Source organism: Vibrio sp. Vb0667, from assembly GCF_033391095.1.
This window is the reverse complement of record NZ_JAWPOL010000001.1, coordinates 569,509-583,837: the sequence shown is the minus strand read 5'-3', so window position 1 is coordinate 583,837 and position 14,329 is coordinate 569,509. Positions and strand designations below refer to the sequence as shown.

Annotated in this window: 15 protein-coding genes; 3 read left to right on the top strand and 12 right to left on the bottom strand. The window is 43.3% G+C overall.

All coding sequences use genetic code 11. The features are described from left to right. Positions 1-446: 446 nt before the first annotated feature. Positions 447-698 carry a YgjV family protein gene (locus tag R8269_RS02565; protein WP_005376619.1) on the top strand — a complete coding sequence of 84 codons (252 nt, stop codon included), beginning with the start codon at positions 447-449 and terminating at the stop codon, positions 696-698. A gap of 88 nt (positions 699-786) precedes the next feature. On the opposite strand, the gene R8269_RS02560 is transcribed toward R8269_RS02565, so the two are convergent. After that, a complete protein-coding gene (locus R8269_RS02560) occupies positions 787-1,068 on the bottom strand; it encodes a DUF2218 domain-containing protein (protein ID WP_258477046.1) in 282 nt (93 codons plus the stop codon). A 41-nt stretch (positions 1,069-1,109) separates the two neighbouring features. Next, on the bottom strand, positions 1,110-3,116 hold the full coding sequence (locus R8269_RS02555; protein ID WP_005376624.1) for a TonB-dependent siderophore receptor: 2,007 nt from the start codon (positions 3,114-3,116) through the stop codon (positions 1,110-1,112). Between the two features lie 116 nt (positions 3,117-3,232). Here R8269_RS02555 and R8269_RS02550 point away from each other — a divergent pair, with 116 nt between their 5' ends. Further along, on the top strand, positions 3,233-4,201 hold the full coding sequence (locus tag R8269_RS02550; protein ID WP_005376626.1) for a helix-turn-helix domain-containing protein: 969 nt from the start codon (positions 3,233-3,235) through the stop codon (positions 4,199-4,201). Positions 4,202-4,288: 87 nt separating this feature from the next. Then, complete coding sequence (gene cueR, locus R8269_RS02545) at positions 4,289-4,675, top strand: Cu(I)-responsive transcriptional regulator (RefSeq protein ID WP_005376627.1); 387 nt, start codon at positions 4,289-4,291, stop codon at positions 4,673-4,675. Positions 4,676-4,717: 42 nt separating this feature from the next. Here cueR and vctC read toward each other — a convergent pair whose 3' ends face one another. From vctC to rbsB, 10 genes are all read right to left on the bottom strand, one after another. Further along, a complete protein-coding gene (vctC, locus tag R8269_RS02540; protein ID WP_005376629.1) occupies positions 4,718-5,473 on the bottom strand; it encodes an iron chelate ABC transporter ATP-binding protein VctC in 756 nt (251 codons plus the stop codon). 2 nt (positions 5,474-5,475) lie between these two features. After that, positions 5,476-6,426, bottom strand: a complete 951-nt coding sequence (gene vctG, locus R8269_RS02535; RefSeq protein ID WP_005376631.1) for an iron chelate uptake ABC transporter permease subunit VctG — start codon at positions 6,424-6,426, stop codon at positions 5,476-5,478. Further along, complete coding sequence (gene vctD / locus R8269_RS02530) at positions 6,419-7,354, bottom strand: iron chelate uptake ABC transporter permease subunit VctD (protein ID WP_017820306.1); 936 nt, start codon at positions 7,352-7,354, stop codon at positions 6,419-6,421. Before vctD ends, vctG begins: the two co-directional genes overlap by 8 nt. Positions 7,355-7,376: 22 nt before the next feature. Beyond that, on the bottom strand, positions 7,377-8,285 hold the full coding sequence (locus tag R8269_RS02525) for a siderophore ABC transporter substrate-binding protein (RefSeq protein WP_005376635.1): 909 nt from the start codon (positions 8,283-8,285) through the stop codon (positions 7,377-7,379). A gap of 163 nt (positions 8,286-8,448) precedes the next feature. Continuing rightward, on the bottom strand, positions 8,449-9,129 hold the full coding sequence (locus R8269_RS02520; RefSeq protein ID WP_085569088.1) for a Crp/Fnr family transcriptional regulator: 681 nt from the start codon (positions 9,127-9,129) through the stop codon (positions 8,449-8,451). Positions 9,130-9,263: 134 nt separating this feature from the next. After that, a complete protein-coding gene (locus tag R8269_RS02515; RefSeq protein WP_017635382.1) occupies positions 9,264-9,995 on the bottom strand; it encodes a nucleoside phosphorylase in 732 nt (243 codons plus the stop codon). A 10-nt stretch (positions 9,996-10,005) separates the two neighbouring features. Next, on the bottom strand, positions 10,006-10,737 hold the full coding sequence (gene pnuC / locus R8269_RS02510) for a nicotinamide riboside transporter PnuC (protein ID WP_017820308.1): 732 nt from the start codon (positions 10,735-10,737) through the stop codon (positions 10,006-10,008). A gap of 499 nt (positions 10,738-11,236) precedes the next feature. Then, positions 11,237-12,259, bottom strand: a complete 1,023-nt coding sequence (locus tag R8269_RS02505) for a substrate-binding domain-containing protein (RefSeq protein WP_005373138.1) — start codon at positions 12,257-12,259, stop codon at positions 11,237-11,239. Positions 12,260-12,294: 35 nt separating this feature from the next. Continuing rightward, positions 12,295-13,212 (bottom strand): ribokinase, encoded by a 918-nt coding sequence (rbsK, locus tag R8269_RS02500; protein ID WP_047101385.1) that lies wholly within the window; start codon positions 13,210-13,212, stop codon positions 12,295-12,297. Positions 13,213-13,435: 223 nt separating this feature from the next. After that, positions 13,436-14,314, bottom strand: coding sequence for a ribose ABC transporter substrate-binding protein RbsB (gene rbsB, locus R8269_RS02495; RefSeq protein ID WP_005373143.1), 879 nt, complete (start codon positions 14,312-14,314; stop codon positions 13,436-13,438). Positions 14,315-14,329: the final 15 nt, after the last annotated feature.

Below are 14,329 nucleotides of genomic sequence, written 5' to 3'. Positions count from 1 at the left end.
TAAATTGCAGGACAAAATGCAACGATAAAAAAGTGGCTTACGATATGAATCCCCGCACACCACGAGTTCGGTTTTGTTCTGATATACAGCAAAAAAAACACGAGCAAGCTAATAATAAAATACATAAACACAGCACTTGAAAATAATTATCATTTTCAATGATATGTAAATATTCCCTTACTTTCAATGGTGTTTGAGCTATTAATGTCATCGTTATTATCAATCAACACAATAAGTAAAATTATCAGTAATTCCAGTCCTAAACGTTTGCGTAATCGCTAACCTTCTCTTAACCTTGATTTGAGGCTTTTATCACGGTTTTTCCATTGATATAGTGCGTCCATACAACAAAAAAAGACCATTCGAGGCATGGAGCTTCCTCATTAATCTCAAGATGAGAAGAATTGGTACCGACAAAATTCGGCAGATTTTAAGAGGGTCAAAAAATGGACATGAATATGGTTGAGATTTTAGGTTATGCAGCTTCAATCATGGTCGCTATTTCGCTAACTATGAAAGATATTGTTAAGCTTCGTATCCTTAACTTTATTGGTTGTGCGCTATTTACCGCTTACGGACTAATGATTGATTCTTGGCCTGTAGTATTAACTAACGGTTTTATTGCTTGCGTTAACATCTACTTCCTAGCAAAAATGCAGCAGGAAAAAAAAAGCCTAGAGCCTGAGAAAGCGCAATAGCATTCAAACAATAAAAGCCCGCAAATCATAAGATTGCGGGCTTTTGCTTTTAATATTCCACTTCTATCACAGCATCCCTAAACGAGCGCTAACGAACCCAGCTAAGTGCTAATGTTTCTCGACGAGAAAACATGTCCACATGCGATGAAATGATCGCCTTAACCGTATTCAGTTTCTCTTCTGAATCCGCCTCACAGGTTATAGTTAGGCTAGATGCACAAAGGTTAAACTCCGCTTTTCCCGTCGGAAATGTCACCAAACCGCTATTTTCATTCCAAGTAGCAGGAACCTTTCGTCCAAAATGCCGACAAAGCGTCACTAAGTATTTGTCAGCGTGTTTACTATCTATTCGGGTGCTTTCTTTAATCATGAACTTACTCGTTACTTTGAAACGTCCTATGAAGAACCTTGTTAGAATTGATAAGCTGCAGAGAGCTTGAAGTTGCGACCCGGCTCGTAGTCATCAAGCGTGAAGCCACGTGCAGTACCCGAACGAGACGCATGAGAGCTGTACAACTCGTCAAATACATTATCAATACCAAAGGTCACCGACAGTCCATCAATATCAGACGGCACCCATTGAGCGTATAGATTATGCACATCATAACTTGCTTTCTTTGGCTGACCATCAAAGACGTTGTCTTCCTCTAGAACAAACATTGAGTTCCACCCGAAGATCGTTTCTAAAGCGTCTGACTGGTAATCCAAAGTTAGAGCAATGCTATCACCCATATCAATGCTACGCCCATTGCCCCCAGCAACAGGACCACCAGTATTCTTGTTTTTGGTGTCCGACTTAGAGTAAGAAAGTTTGCTGTTAAACTTGTCGTAACCATAAGAAGCACTTGCCTCAAAGCCTTTAATCTCAACATCACCTAAGTTGTAAATCAGGTAAGTTTGAGTCGCGTTTTGGTACTGGTCTGCAATGTAATCATCAATTTCCGTTTGGAATATCGTAATATTCGCCCCAAAGAAATGCTTATCAAAGGTTTTATCAAAACGAACACCACCCTGCGTGTTCAATCCCGTTTCTGGCTTTAACCCATCCTCTAAAAATGCAACGTCTTGGTAAGCAATAAAGGTTTCCATTAGCTCTGGACCTTTAAATAGAGAGCGTGCACTCGCAAACAACGTCCAATCTTGCGTCACCGCCCATTCTGCTGCTAGAGCCCAAGTCACATCATCATAATTACTGTTTCCTGTCTCAGCTTTGCGTTTGTAATCATCAAAGCGCATACCTGCAGTAATAAAGAAGGCATCAGAGAAGAAGAACTGATCTTCTACAAACAGTGCGGTTGAAATCGCCGATTCGTCCATAAACTTACGACTACCGTAGTAACTCGAAGACGTTTTATCCATGTAGTCGAAGCCATAAGTGACTCGATTATCAAACTCACCTAACATAACATCTGACTGGAATTTGCCATTCAAACCAAAGTTTTGGTTTTTGGCGGTGTTCTTTGATAAACGGTTCGAGGGCCAACGAGGGGCCATCACCGTTTCGTCACGTTTAATTTCTGTCTCGGTATTATAAAGAGTGACGTTTCCTTGGTGTTGTTCGCCTCGCAACTCGTAACTCAAGGTAACGGTATCGCGGTCATAATCCGTAGGGATAAGTAACTTGCTCGACAGGCTATTATTTGCACTACCAGACATATCAGGACGCGGACTGTAATCTCCACTGTCTCGGTACATGTCATAAGAGAGCTCAAAACGATGGATGTCATTTAGTTCATACCCCAGCTTAGCCAGAATGTTGTAAACATCACCTGCAGCACCATAGGTTTTATTGCCATCACCATCTTCAAAATCATCACGCGTAACGTAATGGCCATAGACCATCGCATCAATGTTTTCGGACAAAAGTCCGTACAGTGTCAACGAACCTTGTTGGTTGTCGTTGGATGCATAGCCGCCATAAACACGCGCACCAAACTTTTCATCGTAACGAAGTAAGTCACGAGCGTCTTTCGTTTCAAAGTAGACCGAACCGCCTAACCCGTTTTGAGTCACAGAGTTATTACCTACCTGAATGTCCGCAGATTTGAGAATGTCAGGGTTCAACGTCAAGTTACCAATATGATGGAACATGCTCGCATGCTGAGAAGCACCGTCAAGACGAATGTCCAAATCGGTTTCGCTCAAACCACGAATCGTAATACGTTGATTCACAGAGTGTGTTCCACCAACATCCACACCGGGAATATCGCGCAGTAAATCAGACATATGATCCGCTTGCTTCAGTGACATGTCGTCCGCAAACATCGACTCAGTGTTGCTGGAAACTTTCGTTCCCCATACAACGACCTCTTCAAAATGTGACTCAGTATCTTGAGCTAAAACAGGGGTTGATAGCGCCATTCCCACTGCAAGGCAAAGGCTTGAAAGCTTGATAGGTGAACAAGCAGGGCTTTCCATAACTTCATTCCTAAATATTAATGATAATGATTCTCAGGTATAATAAGCATGAGTTTTATAAATACAAAGGCGATTTGGTTATGCGAAATCGCACAAGTGTTATGAGGAAGTGTCAAATGCAGGAAGTCACAACAAAACGAACTAAAATTGCCAAGATAGCTTTAACCCAAAGACTAGAGGCGACAGAGAAACAATGGATTGTCACGCAAGGCCAACCTTGTCAAACTCAACTGGCCGAAGGTAAGTTCCTATCATATCAGTATAATGATCAAATTTTTGTTCATGGCGGGCGTTGTCTAGAACTTATTGATTCGAATATTGTTTCTACTGCACACGCCTCACTGCTGGTCACTATTCTTTTAGAAGGTAGACTCTCGTTTGGCTACGACGATTTGCAATTTGATTTAGACGCGAGCGACGGCCCTAAGGGTGTAGTGGTGAACTTACTCAAACCTGCAAATTTTCGTCGTTCACTGCTCAAAGATAACCTCATTAATAAGATCAACATATTGGTTAAGCCCCAATGGCTAGAGGCCCGCCTTGAGCAAAATTGTAGCCATCGAGCCTTTTTTAACTCTCATCAGGCGTTTCAACAGTTGGAGCTTAACCAGACGCTATGCGAGCTGGCTGACACGTTAACAAATAGAGAAACACCGCAAGAGTTCCAAGAGAAGCTAGAGGTCGAAAGCTTGATCTATCAAATTTTACATCAAGCCACCAAGCAAATTCCTAAGAATTTCAGTGCTAAAAACAGCAGTATTGAACGACACATTGACGGTCGGATTGAGGATATTGTCAGCTATATTGAAACTCACCTTGATCAAGAACTACGCTTGGAAAAGTTGGCGAGCCAATTCTCAATGAGTGTTTCAAACCTGCAGCGCCGATTTAAACAATCACTTAATATGACCATAAATGGCTACATTCGTTTTCGACGTCTTGAGATTGCTAGGCAACATTTGGAACGTGGCCTAGTGACGATAACAGAAGCCGCCTATGAAGCCGGATACCACCACCCTTCTAACTTCACTTATGCCTTCAAAAAGGCATTTGGTGTGCCACCACATGAAGTGATTAAAGAGTAAGGGGACTCTAGGTAACTGACTGTTATTTAGGAGTGTCTTATCCACAACATCGGTATATACTCGCCTTAAACGTTATGGAGGTTAAACATGAATATTGGTGCTGTCGCGAAGCTCACAGGGCTTTCATCTAAGTCGATTCGATTATATGAAGACAAAGGGATCATATCTCCACCAGCGCGCAGCGACTCTGGCTATCGCGAATATTCAGATAATCATATTCAAGAGCTTAACTTGGTATCACGCGCAAAAAGCGCAGGCTTTTCGTTGCAAGAATGCAAAGAGTTCGTACAACTTGCTCATAACCCCAACCGCAAAAGTAGCGAAGTAAAAGCAAGAACCATGGACAAACTGAGAGAGGTTGAAGAAAAAATTGCACACCTCATGGAGATCAAAACGCAACTTGAAGGTTGGGTTTCTTCTTGTCCTGGAGATGCAGAGAGCCGATGCCCAATCATAGACGAGCTCACCAAGTAAGCCCGCCTATCTATTGATCTCGTTAAAAACGAACTAGCTCGCTTAATGATAAGTACACATACGCTTACCGTTTAACTCTATGATGTTAAATGGCGTTTCGTAGATGTCCTCTAGCGTAGACGCTTGAATAACCTCTTCAACCGCACCACTCGCCACAACTTTACCTTTCTTAAGCGCCAATATGACATCTGAGTAACACGCCGCGAAATTAATATCATGAATCACGACCACCATAGCTTTATTCATGTCATGGGCTAACTGCTGCACAACTTTCATGATCTGAAGAGAGTGTTTGATATCTAAGTTATTAAGAGGTTCATCAAGAAAGACATAATCTGTATCTTGTGCAATCACCATAGCAATAAATGCAAGCTGTCGCTGACCACCACTTAATTCATCCAAGTATTTGTCTTGAATATCTTGCAAATCTAAGTAGTCGATCGCTTTTTCTATGACCTCATGATCTTCTTTAGTCAGATTTCCTTTAGAGTATGGGAAACGACCAAAAGAGACTAACTCTTTTACGGTAAACCGCATTGTAATCGAGTTAGCTTGGCGAAGTACTGCCAGTTTTTTCGCTAGCTCTTTTGTGTCCCATTCCGCGATTTCCTTGCAATCAATGATAACACTACCGCCATCTCGCTCCGTTAAGCGCGAGGCCATAGATAACAGCGTGCTCTTTCCCGCGCCATTTGGACCGATAATCGATGTTACCTTGCCCTTTTCAAACTGAGTATTGGCCTCGTCTACGACTTTGTTTGAACCGAAAGCCTTCGTTAATTTATCTATTACTATCATATTTATACAACTTTGTTTTTCAGCAGCAGGTATAAGAAATACGCACCGCCGATAAAGTTAATTACGACACTCAACGTCGTCTCAAAACTGAACACGTTTTCGATTATCCATTGCCCAGCAAGTAGTGAACTGATGGATAGAAACGAACATCCGACCAATAGCGTTTTATGTTGGTAACTTCGGAACATTTCTCGGCTTAAGTTGGTCACTAGTAAACCAAAGAACATGATTGGCCCTACCAAAGCCGTAGAAATAGCAATCAAAACCGCCGAGATAATAAACACATTTCTCGTCACTTTAGGTACATCAACACCCAAACTTTTCGCATTGTCTTGGTCGAGCCAAAACACATCTAAAGTGCGATGCATCCTAAACAACAACCAACATGCAAACATCAAAGCCGGAGCACTAAAGTAAACCAAGTTCACTTTGACATTATTGAAACTGGCGTACAGTTTCGACTGAACAATTGCATATGTGTTTGGGTCCATCAGCAAAGAAAAGAATGACGCCGCATTGGAAAATAGCTGACCAAAGATCAAGCCGACCAATAGCAACGTAATCAAGTTCTTGCTGCCTTTTGAAAAGTAAAACCCAAACAGCAGTAGCGAAAACGACACCATTACAATTACTGCAATCGCGAAATTGACGTACAAGTTAAGAACTAAGGTACTCAACCCACCAAAAATCAACACGATCAAAATTTGGGTTAACACATACAGCGCATCAAAACCCATGATACTTGGCGTTAAAATTCGGTTGTGCGTAATGGTTTGAAATACAAGTGAAGACTGAGCAATGGCCACACCCGCTAGCACTATCGCCAATACTTTAGGAACTCTACGAGACAAAAAATATTGGTAGTTGTCAGCCGTTAGCCCAATACCAATAAACAGACACGCGAAAAGAATCGCAATGCCACCTAGCAGCAGGATTTTCGTTGAATCACGCATGTTGCTTACCTCGCAACAACATTGCGATGAATACCACGCCACCCAATATGCTAATCACGATAGAGATTGGCATTTCATGAGGGAAAATAATTAAACGACTCACCAAATCGCAACACAACACTAAAATGGCCCCATACATGGCCGTAAGCGGAATGTTCTTTTTGAGGTTATCGCCATAAAAGTGACTCACGAGATTCGGTACAATCAGCCCTAAGAATGGCAACTGGCCAACAATCATCACGACACTTGCTGACATGATGGACACCAATAGCACGCCAATCGTCACAACCTGCTGATAATTCAAACCCAAGTTAATCGCGAAATCTTTTCCGATACCTACGGCAGAGATCCTTGCGGCAAAAAGATAGCTGAGGATAACCATTGGTACCGCGATGTACAGCAGTTCAAAATCACCACGCAAGATGTTGGCGAAGTTTGCGACTGTCCAAGCATTCAGACTTTGAAGTGCATCATATTTGTAAGCGATAAACGTAGTCATGGATTGGATGACATTGCCGAAAATAATCCCGACAAGTGGCACAAAAACCACGCTCTTAAATTGAATGCGCTGAATAAAGAAAACAAACGCCAGCGTCCCAAATACCGAGATGCCGAACACGAGCCAAAGGTGATTATCATTACCAAAGAAAACCACGCTCAGTACATAGCCCAGCATGGCACATTCGATCGTACCAGTTGTAGAAGGTGCCGCAAATCGGTTCTGGCTGATTTGCTGCATGACAAGACCCGCAATACTCAAGCCAGCACCAGCAAGCAATATGGCAAATAAACGTGGTATACGGCTGGTAAAGAAAAGTTCTAATGCTTTCTCATCACCTGAAAAGAGTTGTTGGGGCGTCATGTTTGCCACCCCAACAAATAACGAAACCGTGCTTAAAACCACAAGGGTTAGCAATAACTTCTTCAAAGTTAACCTCTGCTATCTTGGATTACAGTTCAACGGTTTGCTTTATCTCACTGACCATTTTTTCTGTTGCTGTCACACCAGACATCGACAAGTACCACGCGTCCACATCTAAATAAGTGATTTTATGATTTTTATATGCCGCAGTCGCTTTGACTAAGTCGTTATCCATGGATTTACGAATATCGTTATCCGGCGTACCTGTCAGAGAATTTCGGTCAACCACGAGAATATTTTTCGGGTTAGCTTCACGAATAAACTCATAAGAAATGACATCTCCGTGAGTGCCCGTTTTCACGTGCTCAACCGTTTCCAAGAAGCCAAAGTCGTTATAAATGACGCCAAATCGCGACTGGGCACCAAACGCGCTGATGTTGTCACCCATGCTCAAAATCGTTAATGCATCATTTTTGTTCGATTGGTTGTAGTCACGGATTGCTTTGAATTGAGCATCTAGCGCTTCAATTTTCTGCTCTACTTTTTCTTCGATATTAAAGATCTTACCAATATTGCGCCATTGCGCTTGCGTGCCTTCCCAATAGCCTTGGTTCTCTTTCGCCGCAAAAACAACTGTAGGGGCAATTTCACTCAGCTCTTCATATTTCGCAGACGCTCGCGGACCAACCAAAATCAAATCCGGTTTTTGCATGTAGATGGTTTCAAAATCAGGTTCAAACAAACTACCCGCAGAGGTGTAGTTATCTTTGCTGTATTTTGAAAGGTAACTAGGAAGATTAGAAGAGTTAGATACTGCAACAGGATCGATACCAAAGTTGTCCAACGCATCTAGCGGGCCAAAGCCAATCACAACCACACGCTCTGGGGATTGTTCTAGCTCTGTTTGACCCATGTAGTGGTCAATCACAACTTTAGCAGCGAAAGAAGGAGAAACAGTAAATAACGACAGCATAGCCGCACCAACGAATTTTTTCATTTTGTTAAGCCTTAATGAGATCTATTATCATACGCGTTCGCAATATAACGCTACTCTTTAATGCATTCAACAAAATTTAAGGTACTTTACATTAGTTACGTTTACTCAAGACTTAGATATATCAAAGACTTATAAAACCCATCAGTTCCAATACCTGGGCGTATCATTCATGCGCTTCAATAAACGCTTTGAGTGCCAGCTCATCAATAATCTCCAAACCGTTGTCCGTTTTTGTAATCAATCCCTTTTCAATCAAGTCCTTAACTGCACGTCGATAGACTCGGCCTGAGGTACCAAACCGCTCAGCCTCTTGGTTCACTTTATCAAAACCACCAAGCAACTTATCCGTCTGATTACGGACGAGAAGATCATAGGCAATGTTGTAAGTAATGGGATGCAACAAACGATTAGTGTAGATATCCATGGAGTCTTGATAATCCTCAGCCAATGCTGAAGCGAAGAACACCATCATTTGGGGATAATTTTGCAGTGCTTCGGTTAGTTTTTGGATACAGATAACATCAACCTGCATATGTTCATCTGCTATCACATTCCATTGACAAGGAGTCTGAGTGAAGAACTCCATTTCACCATAAATATGATAGTCGCAGTTAGCTTCCCCTAATTGAAAACGTCGTCCATTTGCGGCCAATATGTTCATCGAGACTCGACCTACTGGCACAACATACAAGTACTGAAGTTGCTCACCTTGGCGGAGAATTGCTTCCCCAGCATCAAAGTAACGCGAATTTATTTGGCATTGATAAATCAAATCGCGAAAGGTGGCACTCTTTTCTTCAAGGTATGTTTTGAAGCGACCAGTCGGATAAGGGCTGATTTTCATTTTCTGCTCTCTCAGAAAAAGTTACGGACAACTATTTAAGGTGGATTGTACCCCGTAACTCCAAATAAAAAAGCGACAGTGACCTGTCGCTTTACATCTATTCTGTTTATGTGACTTACTGAGATAGAGACTGGCTAACGCTGAGCAACCAAGGCTTCTAATGCCGTAATCGCGGCACTCTTCTCACCTTGCATCATTACTTTGGCCTCATCAACGTACTGACCAACCCCTTCTTTCACATCTTGTTGATACAGCACCACGTTGTTTAATATCGAAGCCACATGAAGGCCTCGTAGTCGACCGACCGTAAACAGCGCAGAGGTTTCCATATCTGCACCTAAGATGCCTTTCTTGTTCCAATGTTGGCATATTGCATCCTCGTCATCGGTATAGAAACTGTCGTGAGAACGCACCACACCAAAATGATAATGCACTTTTTGCATCGACAAGTAACGCTCAACTTCCTTTAACAGTGAAAAGCTTGCGTAGGCTGGATAAGACGAATCGACATACGCTTTAGAGCCGCCCTCATCTCTTACCGCGCCTTCGGCAATGATCAACTCGCCAAGATGAATGCCTGATTGCATTGCCCCCGCAGATCCAACGCGTACCACATGAGTCACACCGCACTGTTTTAGCTCTTCCACTGCGATGATCATCGATGGCGCACCTATACCTGTACTACATACTGAAACAGGCTTGCCTTTGTAGTTGCCGGTAAACACACGGTACTCGCGGTTTTCCGACACCATTTCTGCATCATCAAATAATGCCGCGATACGATTCGCTCGATCTGGCTCGCCGCATACAATAACGAGGGGAGCGATTTGTGTTTCATCCACTCCGATATGAGGTTGTTTGGCCATTTTTCGTTCCTTACGCAGCAGCGTGCGCTAAGGTTTTATCGCCATTGCGCTTAGCGCTACGAGCCCACTCACGCGTGCCATTGGCAGCGATGAACATAAGAATCGCGTACTGAACAGACATTGCGTAAACACCTTGCGTCGCGTAGATACCCACACTGATAATATTAATCACAACCCATAGAATCCAGTTTTCGACGTATTTACGTGTCATCAGAATTTGTGCAACAACAGAAAGTACTGTCATGGTTGCATCCCAGAACGGGAACGCGTCAGGTTCAAGCACCGGTTCAGCCAAGTCAGCACCAAAGAGATTCAAGCTATCAACAGCAATGTTTGCTAGCGCAAAGAAAAATGGGTCGATATAGATCGTTAATAATGCGATACATGCAACGCTAATAGAGGCAGTAGTAATAAGTTTCTGTTTATTTAACCAGCGAACCTCCAGCGTTTCACCTTGTGCGTTTGGACGAGTCCACGCATACCAGCCGTAAATGTTCGCACAGAAGAAAAACAATTGAAGAAGCAATAATCCGTATAACTGAATTTGAAAAAAGATAACGGCAAAAAGCGTGACATTCAGCAAACCGAATAAGTAGTTGATGGTTTTTTCTTGGCTGGCAAACCAAATGCAAAGCAGTCCAAAAACGGTACCGAAAGCTTCGATCCAGCTCATTGCGTAGCCGTCGCCAATCGGAATGTTAACGAGAGTATTATTAATATCGAGTAAGGCAAAGAGGTCCATAACATGTCCTTTATTATTTTGTTTGGAATACGCTTATATTAGAGCGTGATCCCCAACAAAAAGGAGGACATTTGTCCTCCTCTTGATGCACTCGATCATAATTCAGTTCAATGTTTACTTGAAAGCAATAAATGATGCTATTGAACGGTGTTGGAAATAGACGTGCCTATGAGTCCAAGCCTAGATAGCGTTTTTTGAATGCAGAAGCTGATGCAAATAAAGCTGACGCCAAAAGTGTAATAATAAAGCCAATTGCGTACTCAAATGCTTCATTAACCAGTAGCTGATAGCAGCTCACAAAAAAAATCAATACAACTGTAATAACATTAACTCGGTGAAACCAAGGGTGTTTTACAGATAACTTAGCGTAACCTTTTGATAACATTTAACTAATCCGCCAGACAACAATTAATAGTTTTATTTATAATCAACGACGATAGTAAGGCTTTATCGTATAAAGAGAAACGACTTTTTTAATTTTTTAGCTCAACATCACACGTCATTCAGTGAGGTTTGACTTTAACCTCTTGACGCTTTTTCGTTCCACTAGAGTCGGCTCTAATTGTACGACCTGTGCCTCTGTTGATTTTTCATCCAACTTTCGGACAAGAGTCTCAACGGCAGCCTGCCCCAAACGGTACTTAGGCTGATGAATGGTAGTTAGCGATGGCGACATAAATTTCGCGATATGGATGTCATCGTAACCAATAATGGATAGGTCGTCCGGCACTTTAATACCGAGCTCATTTGCGGCGTTAATCACACCCATCGCCATCATATCGTTAGAGACGAAAATCGAGCTGGGTAATGCGCCACGCTGAGCCATTTTTTTGAACGCTTGATACCCACCCTCACATTCGAAGTCAGACTCAATGATCCAATTGGCATTAAATTCCAAGCCAGCTTCGTTCATTGCTCGCTTATAACCTTCGTATCGCATTTGCGCTTGGTGTTTAATCAAAGGGCCAGTGATGCACCCAATTTCGGTATGGCCGCAATCAATTAAGTATTTCGCCGCTAAGTAACCGCCACGAAGTGAGTTGTCTTGGATTTTATCGCTTGTAAATAGCATCGGCCCCCAGTCCATTACCACAACTGGGATATCTGGGTAACGCTCAAATACATCGATACGCTCTCCTTCTAGCGACGAGCACATCAAGATCAAACCATCGACACGCTTTTGCAATAGCGTATTAATGGATTGACGCATACGTTCGTTATCACCCTCGGTGTTACATAAAATGAGGCTGTAGCCTTTTTGGTAGCAGCTGCGCTCTACGCCTTTTACGACTTCGCCAAAGAATGGGTTGGTTGAGGTTGTCACGAGCATACCAATGGTTTTGGTACGATTGACTTTGAGGCTACGCGCCAACGCAGAGGGCGCGTAGTAGTTAAGCTCTTTTGCGGCATTGTTAACGCGTTCAGAGATCTCTTCGCTCACAAAACGCGTCTTGTTAATAACATGGCTCACTGTTGAAGTGGAAACCCCTGCCAGTTTTGCGATGTCTTTCATCGTCGCCATGTTACTACTCCTATTTTAATGAGGCGTTGTGCGCCTTATTGTTCAGCGAGAAACGCGTCCACCTCTTCGCGGGTTGGAATCGACGTTTGCGCGCCAAAGCGGGTCACAGAAATTGCAGCCGCCGCATGTGCAAACTTAATCGCTGATTCTAAAGGTAAATCTTCTAGGAGACCAGTGACGAATGCCCCATTAAATGTATCGCCCGCTGCGGTAGTATCCGTCGCTTCAACGCGGAAACCCGAGATGATTTCGCCTCGACCGTTTTGGCTTAACCAAACGCCTTTTGCACCGAGTGTGATCATGACGATTTCTATACCTTTACCATGTAGCACATTCGCCGCTTCTTGCGCGCTTTCGTTGTCTGTTACAGTAATACCTGTCAGAACTTCAGCTTCCGTTTCATTTGGTGTAATCACGTCAATGCAAGACAGTAATTCATCTGACAGTTCGCGAGCTGGCGCTGGGTTCAGAATGACATTGGTTTTGGCATCTTTCGCTACACGCGCAGCTTTCTCAATGCCGCACATCGGCGTTTCCAATTGCATTAGCAAGTAATCTGCTTGGCGAATACGCTCTAAATCTGGCTCAATCGCTTCTGCTGTCAGTTTGGCGTTTGCTTCAGCTGAAATGCAAATGCTGTTCTCACCACTGTCCGACACTTGAATCATCGCGATACCTGTCGGGCAATTTGGCTGCATCTTCACACCAGTGATATCGATGCCGTCCATTTTGAAGTTTTCGCGAATGTTAATGCCGAATGAGTCGTCGCCCACACAAGCGATAAAACCTATGTCTGCATTTAATCGCGCCGCCGCGACGGCTTGGTTGGCACCTTTGCCACCTGGGATAACTTGATAGTTGCGACCATGCAGCGTCTCGCCTGGGCGAGGGAAAGAAGGCACTTGAAGAACATGGTCAGCGTTTACACTACCTAACACCACTAACTTATTCATACGGTTATCCTCGGTTCTGAATGAACCCTTTTTAAAAACTGTTTAGGAAAATACATTAGATGACTTTAACTTCTCTTCCTGACGAAGGAGTCTCGATAAAAAGCCAAAGGCATCTATACCCCACACTTTGCAGTATTTTGGGTAAATTTGCCCTCACCTCCTAAACGACAGATATAAACGGAGGAGAGAGCAAAAATTAGGATGATTTATTGGAACTTGAAACTTACTTAGTGACTACTTTTAGTGGTACTGGGATGTACTCTTCTACTTCTTCACCTTTCAAAACTTTGTCAGCCGTTTCAACACCTAAAGCACCGATAAGGTCTGGTTGCTGAGCAATAGTTGCCGCTAGTTTGCCACGGTTAACTGCTGCAATGCCGTCTTCCGTACCATCAAAACCAACGATAACGACATCTTTGCCAGAAGCTTGAACTGCGCGAAGTGCACCTAGCGCCATTTCATCATTCTGTGCAAATACCGCTTGTACATCCGGGTTAGCCGCTAGCAGGTTTTCCATTACGTTTAGACCTTTTGTGCGGTCAAAGTCAGCTGGTTGGCTAGCAAGAAGATCCATATCGCTGCCCTTCACGGCATTCATAAAGCCTTCACCGCGCTCACGCGCTGCCGATGTGCCCGCAATACCTTCAAGTTGAATGACTTTTGCTTTTTCGCCGACTTTTTCCATGATGTAGTGGCCTGCCATTTCACCACCAATTACGTTGTCCGACGCGATGTGACTCACAACTTCACCACGGCTTGCACCACGGTCTAATGTCAACACAGGGATCTTAGAACGGTTCGCCATACGAATTGCATTAGACACTGCATCAGAATCCGTTGGGTTGATAAGAATTGCTTTTACGCCGCGAATACTTAAATCCTCGATGTTCGACAGTTCTTTACTCGGGTCATTTTGCGAGTCCAGTACAATTAAGTCGTACCCCAATTCTTTCGCTTTTGCTTCCGCACCGTCTTTCATCGTTACGAAGAACGGGTTGTTTAGCGTCGAAACCACAATCGCCATGGTATCTTGAGCTTGCGCCGCTACCGATACGGTTGAAGAAAGAAGTGCAGCAGAGATAAGAGTTGCAAGTTTTTTCATCGTTCTAGTCCTTTG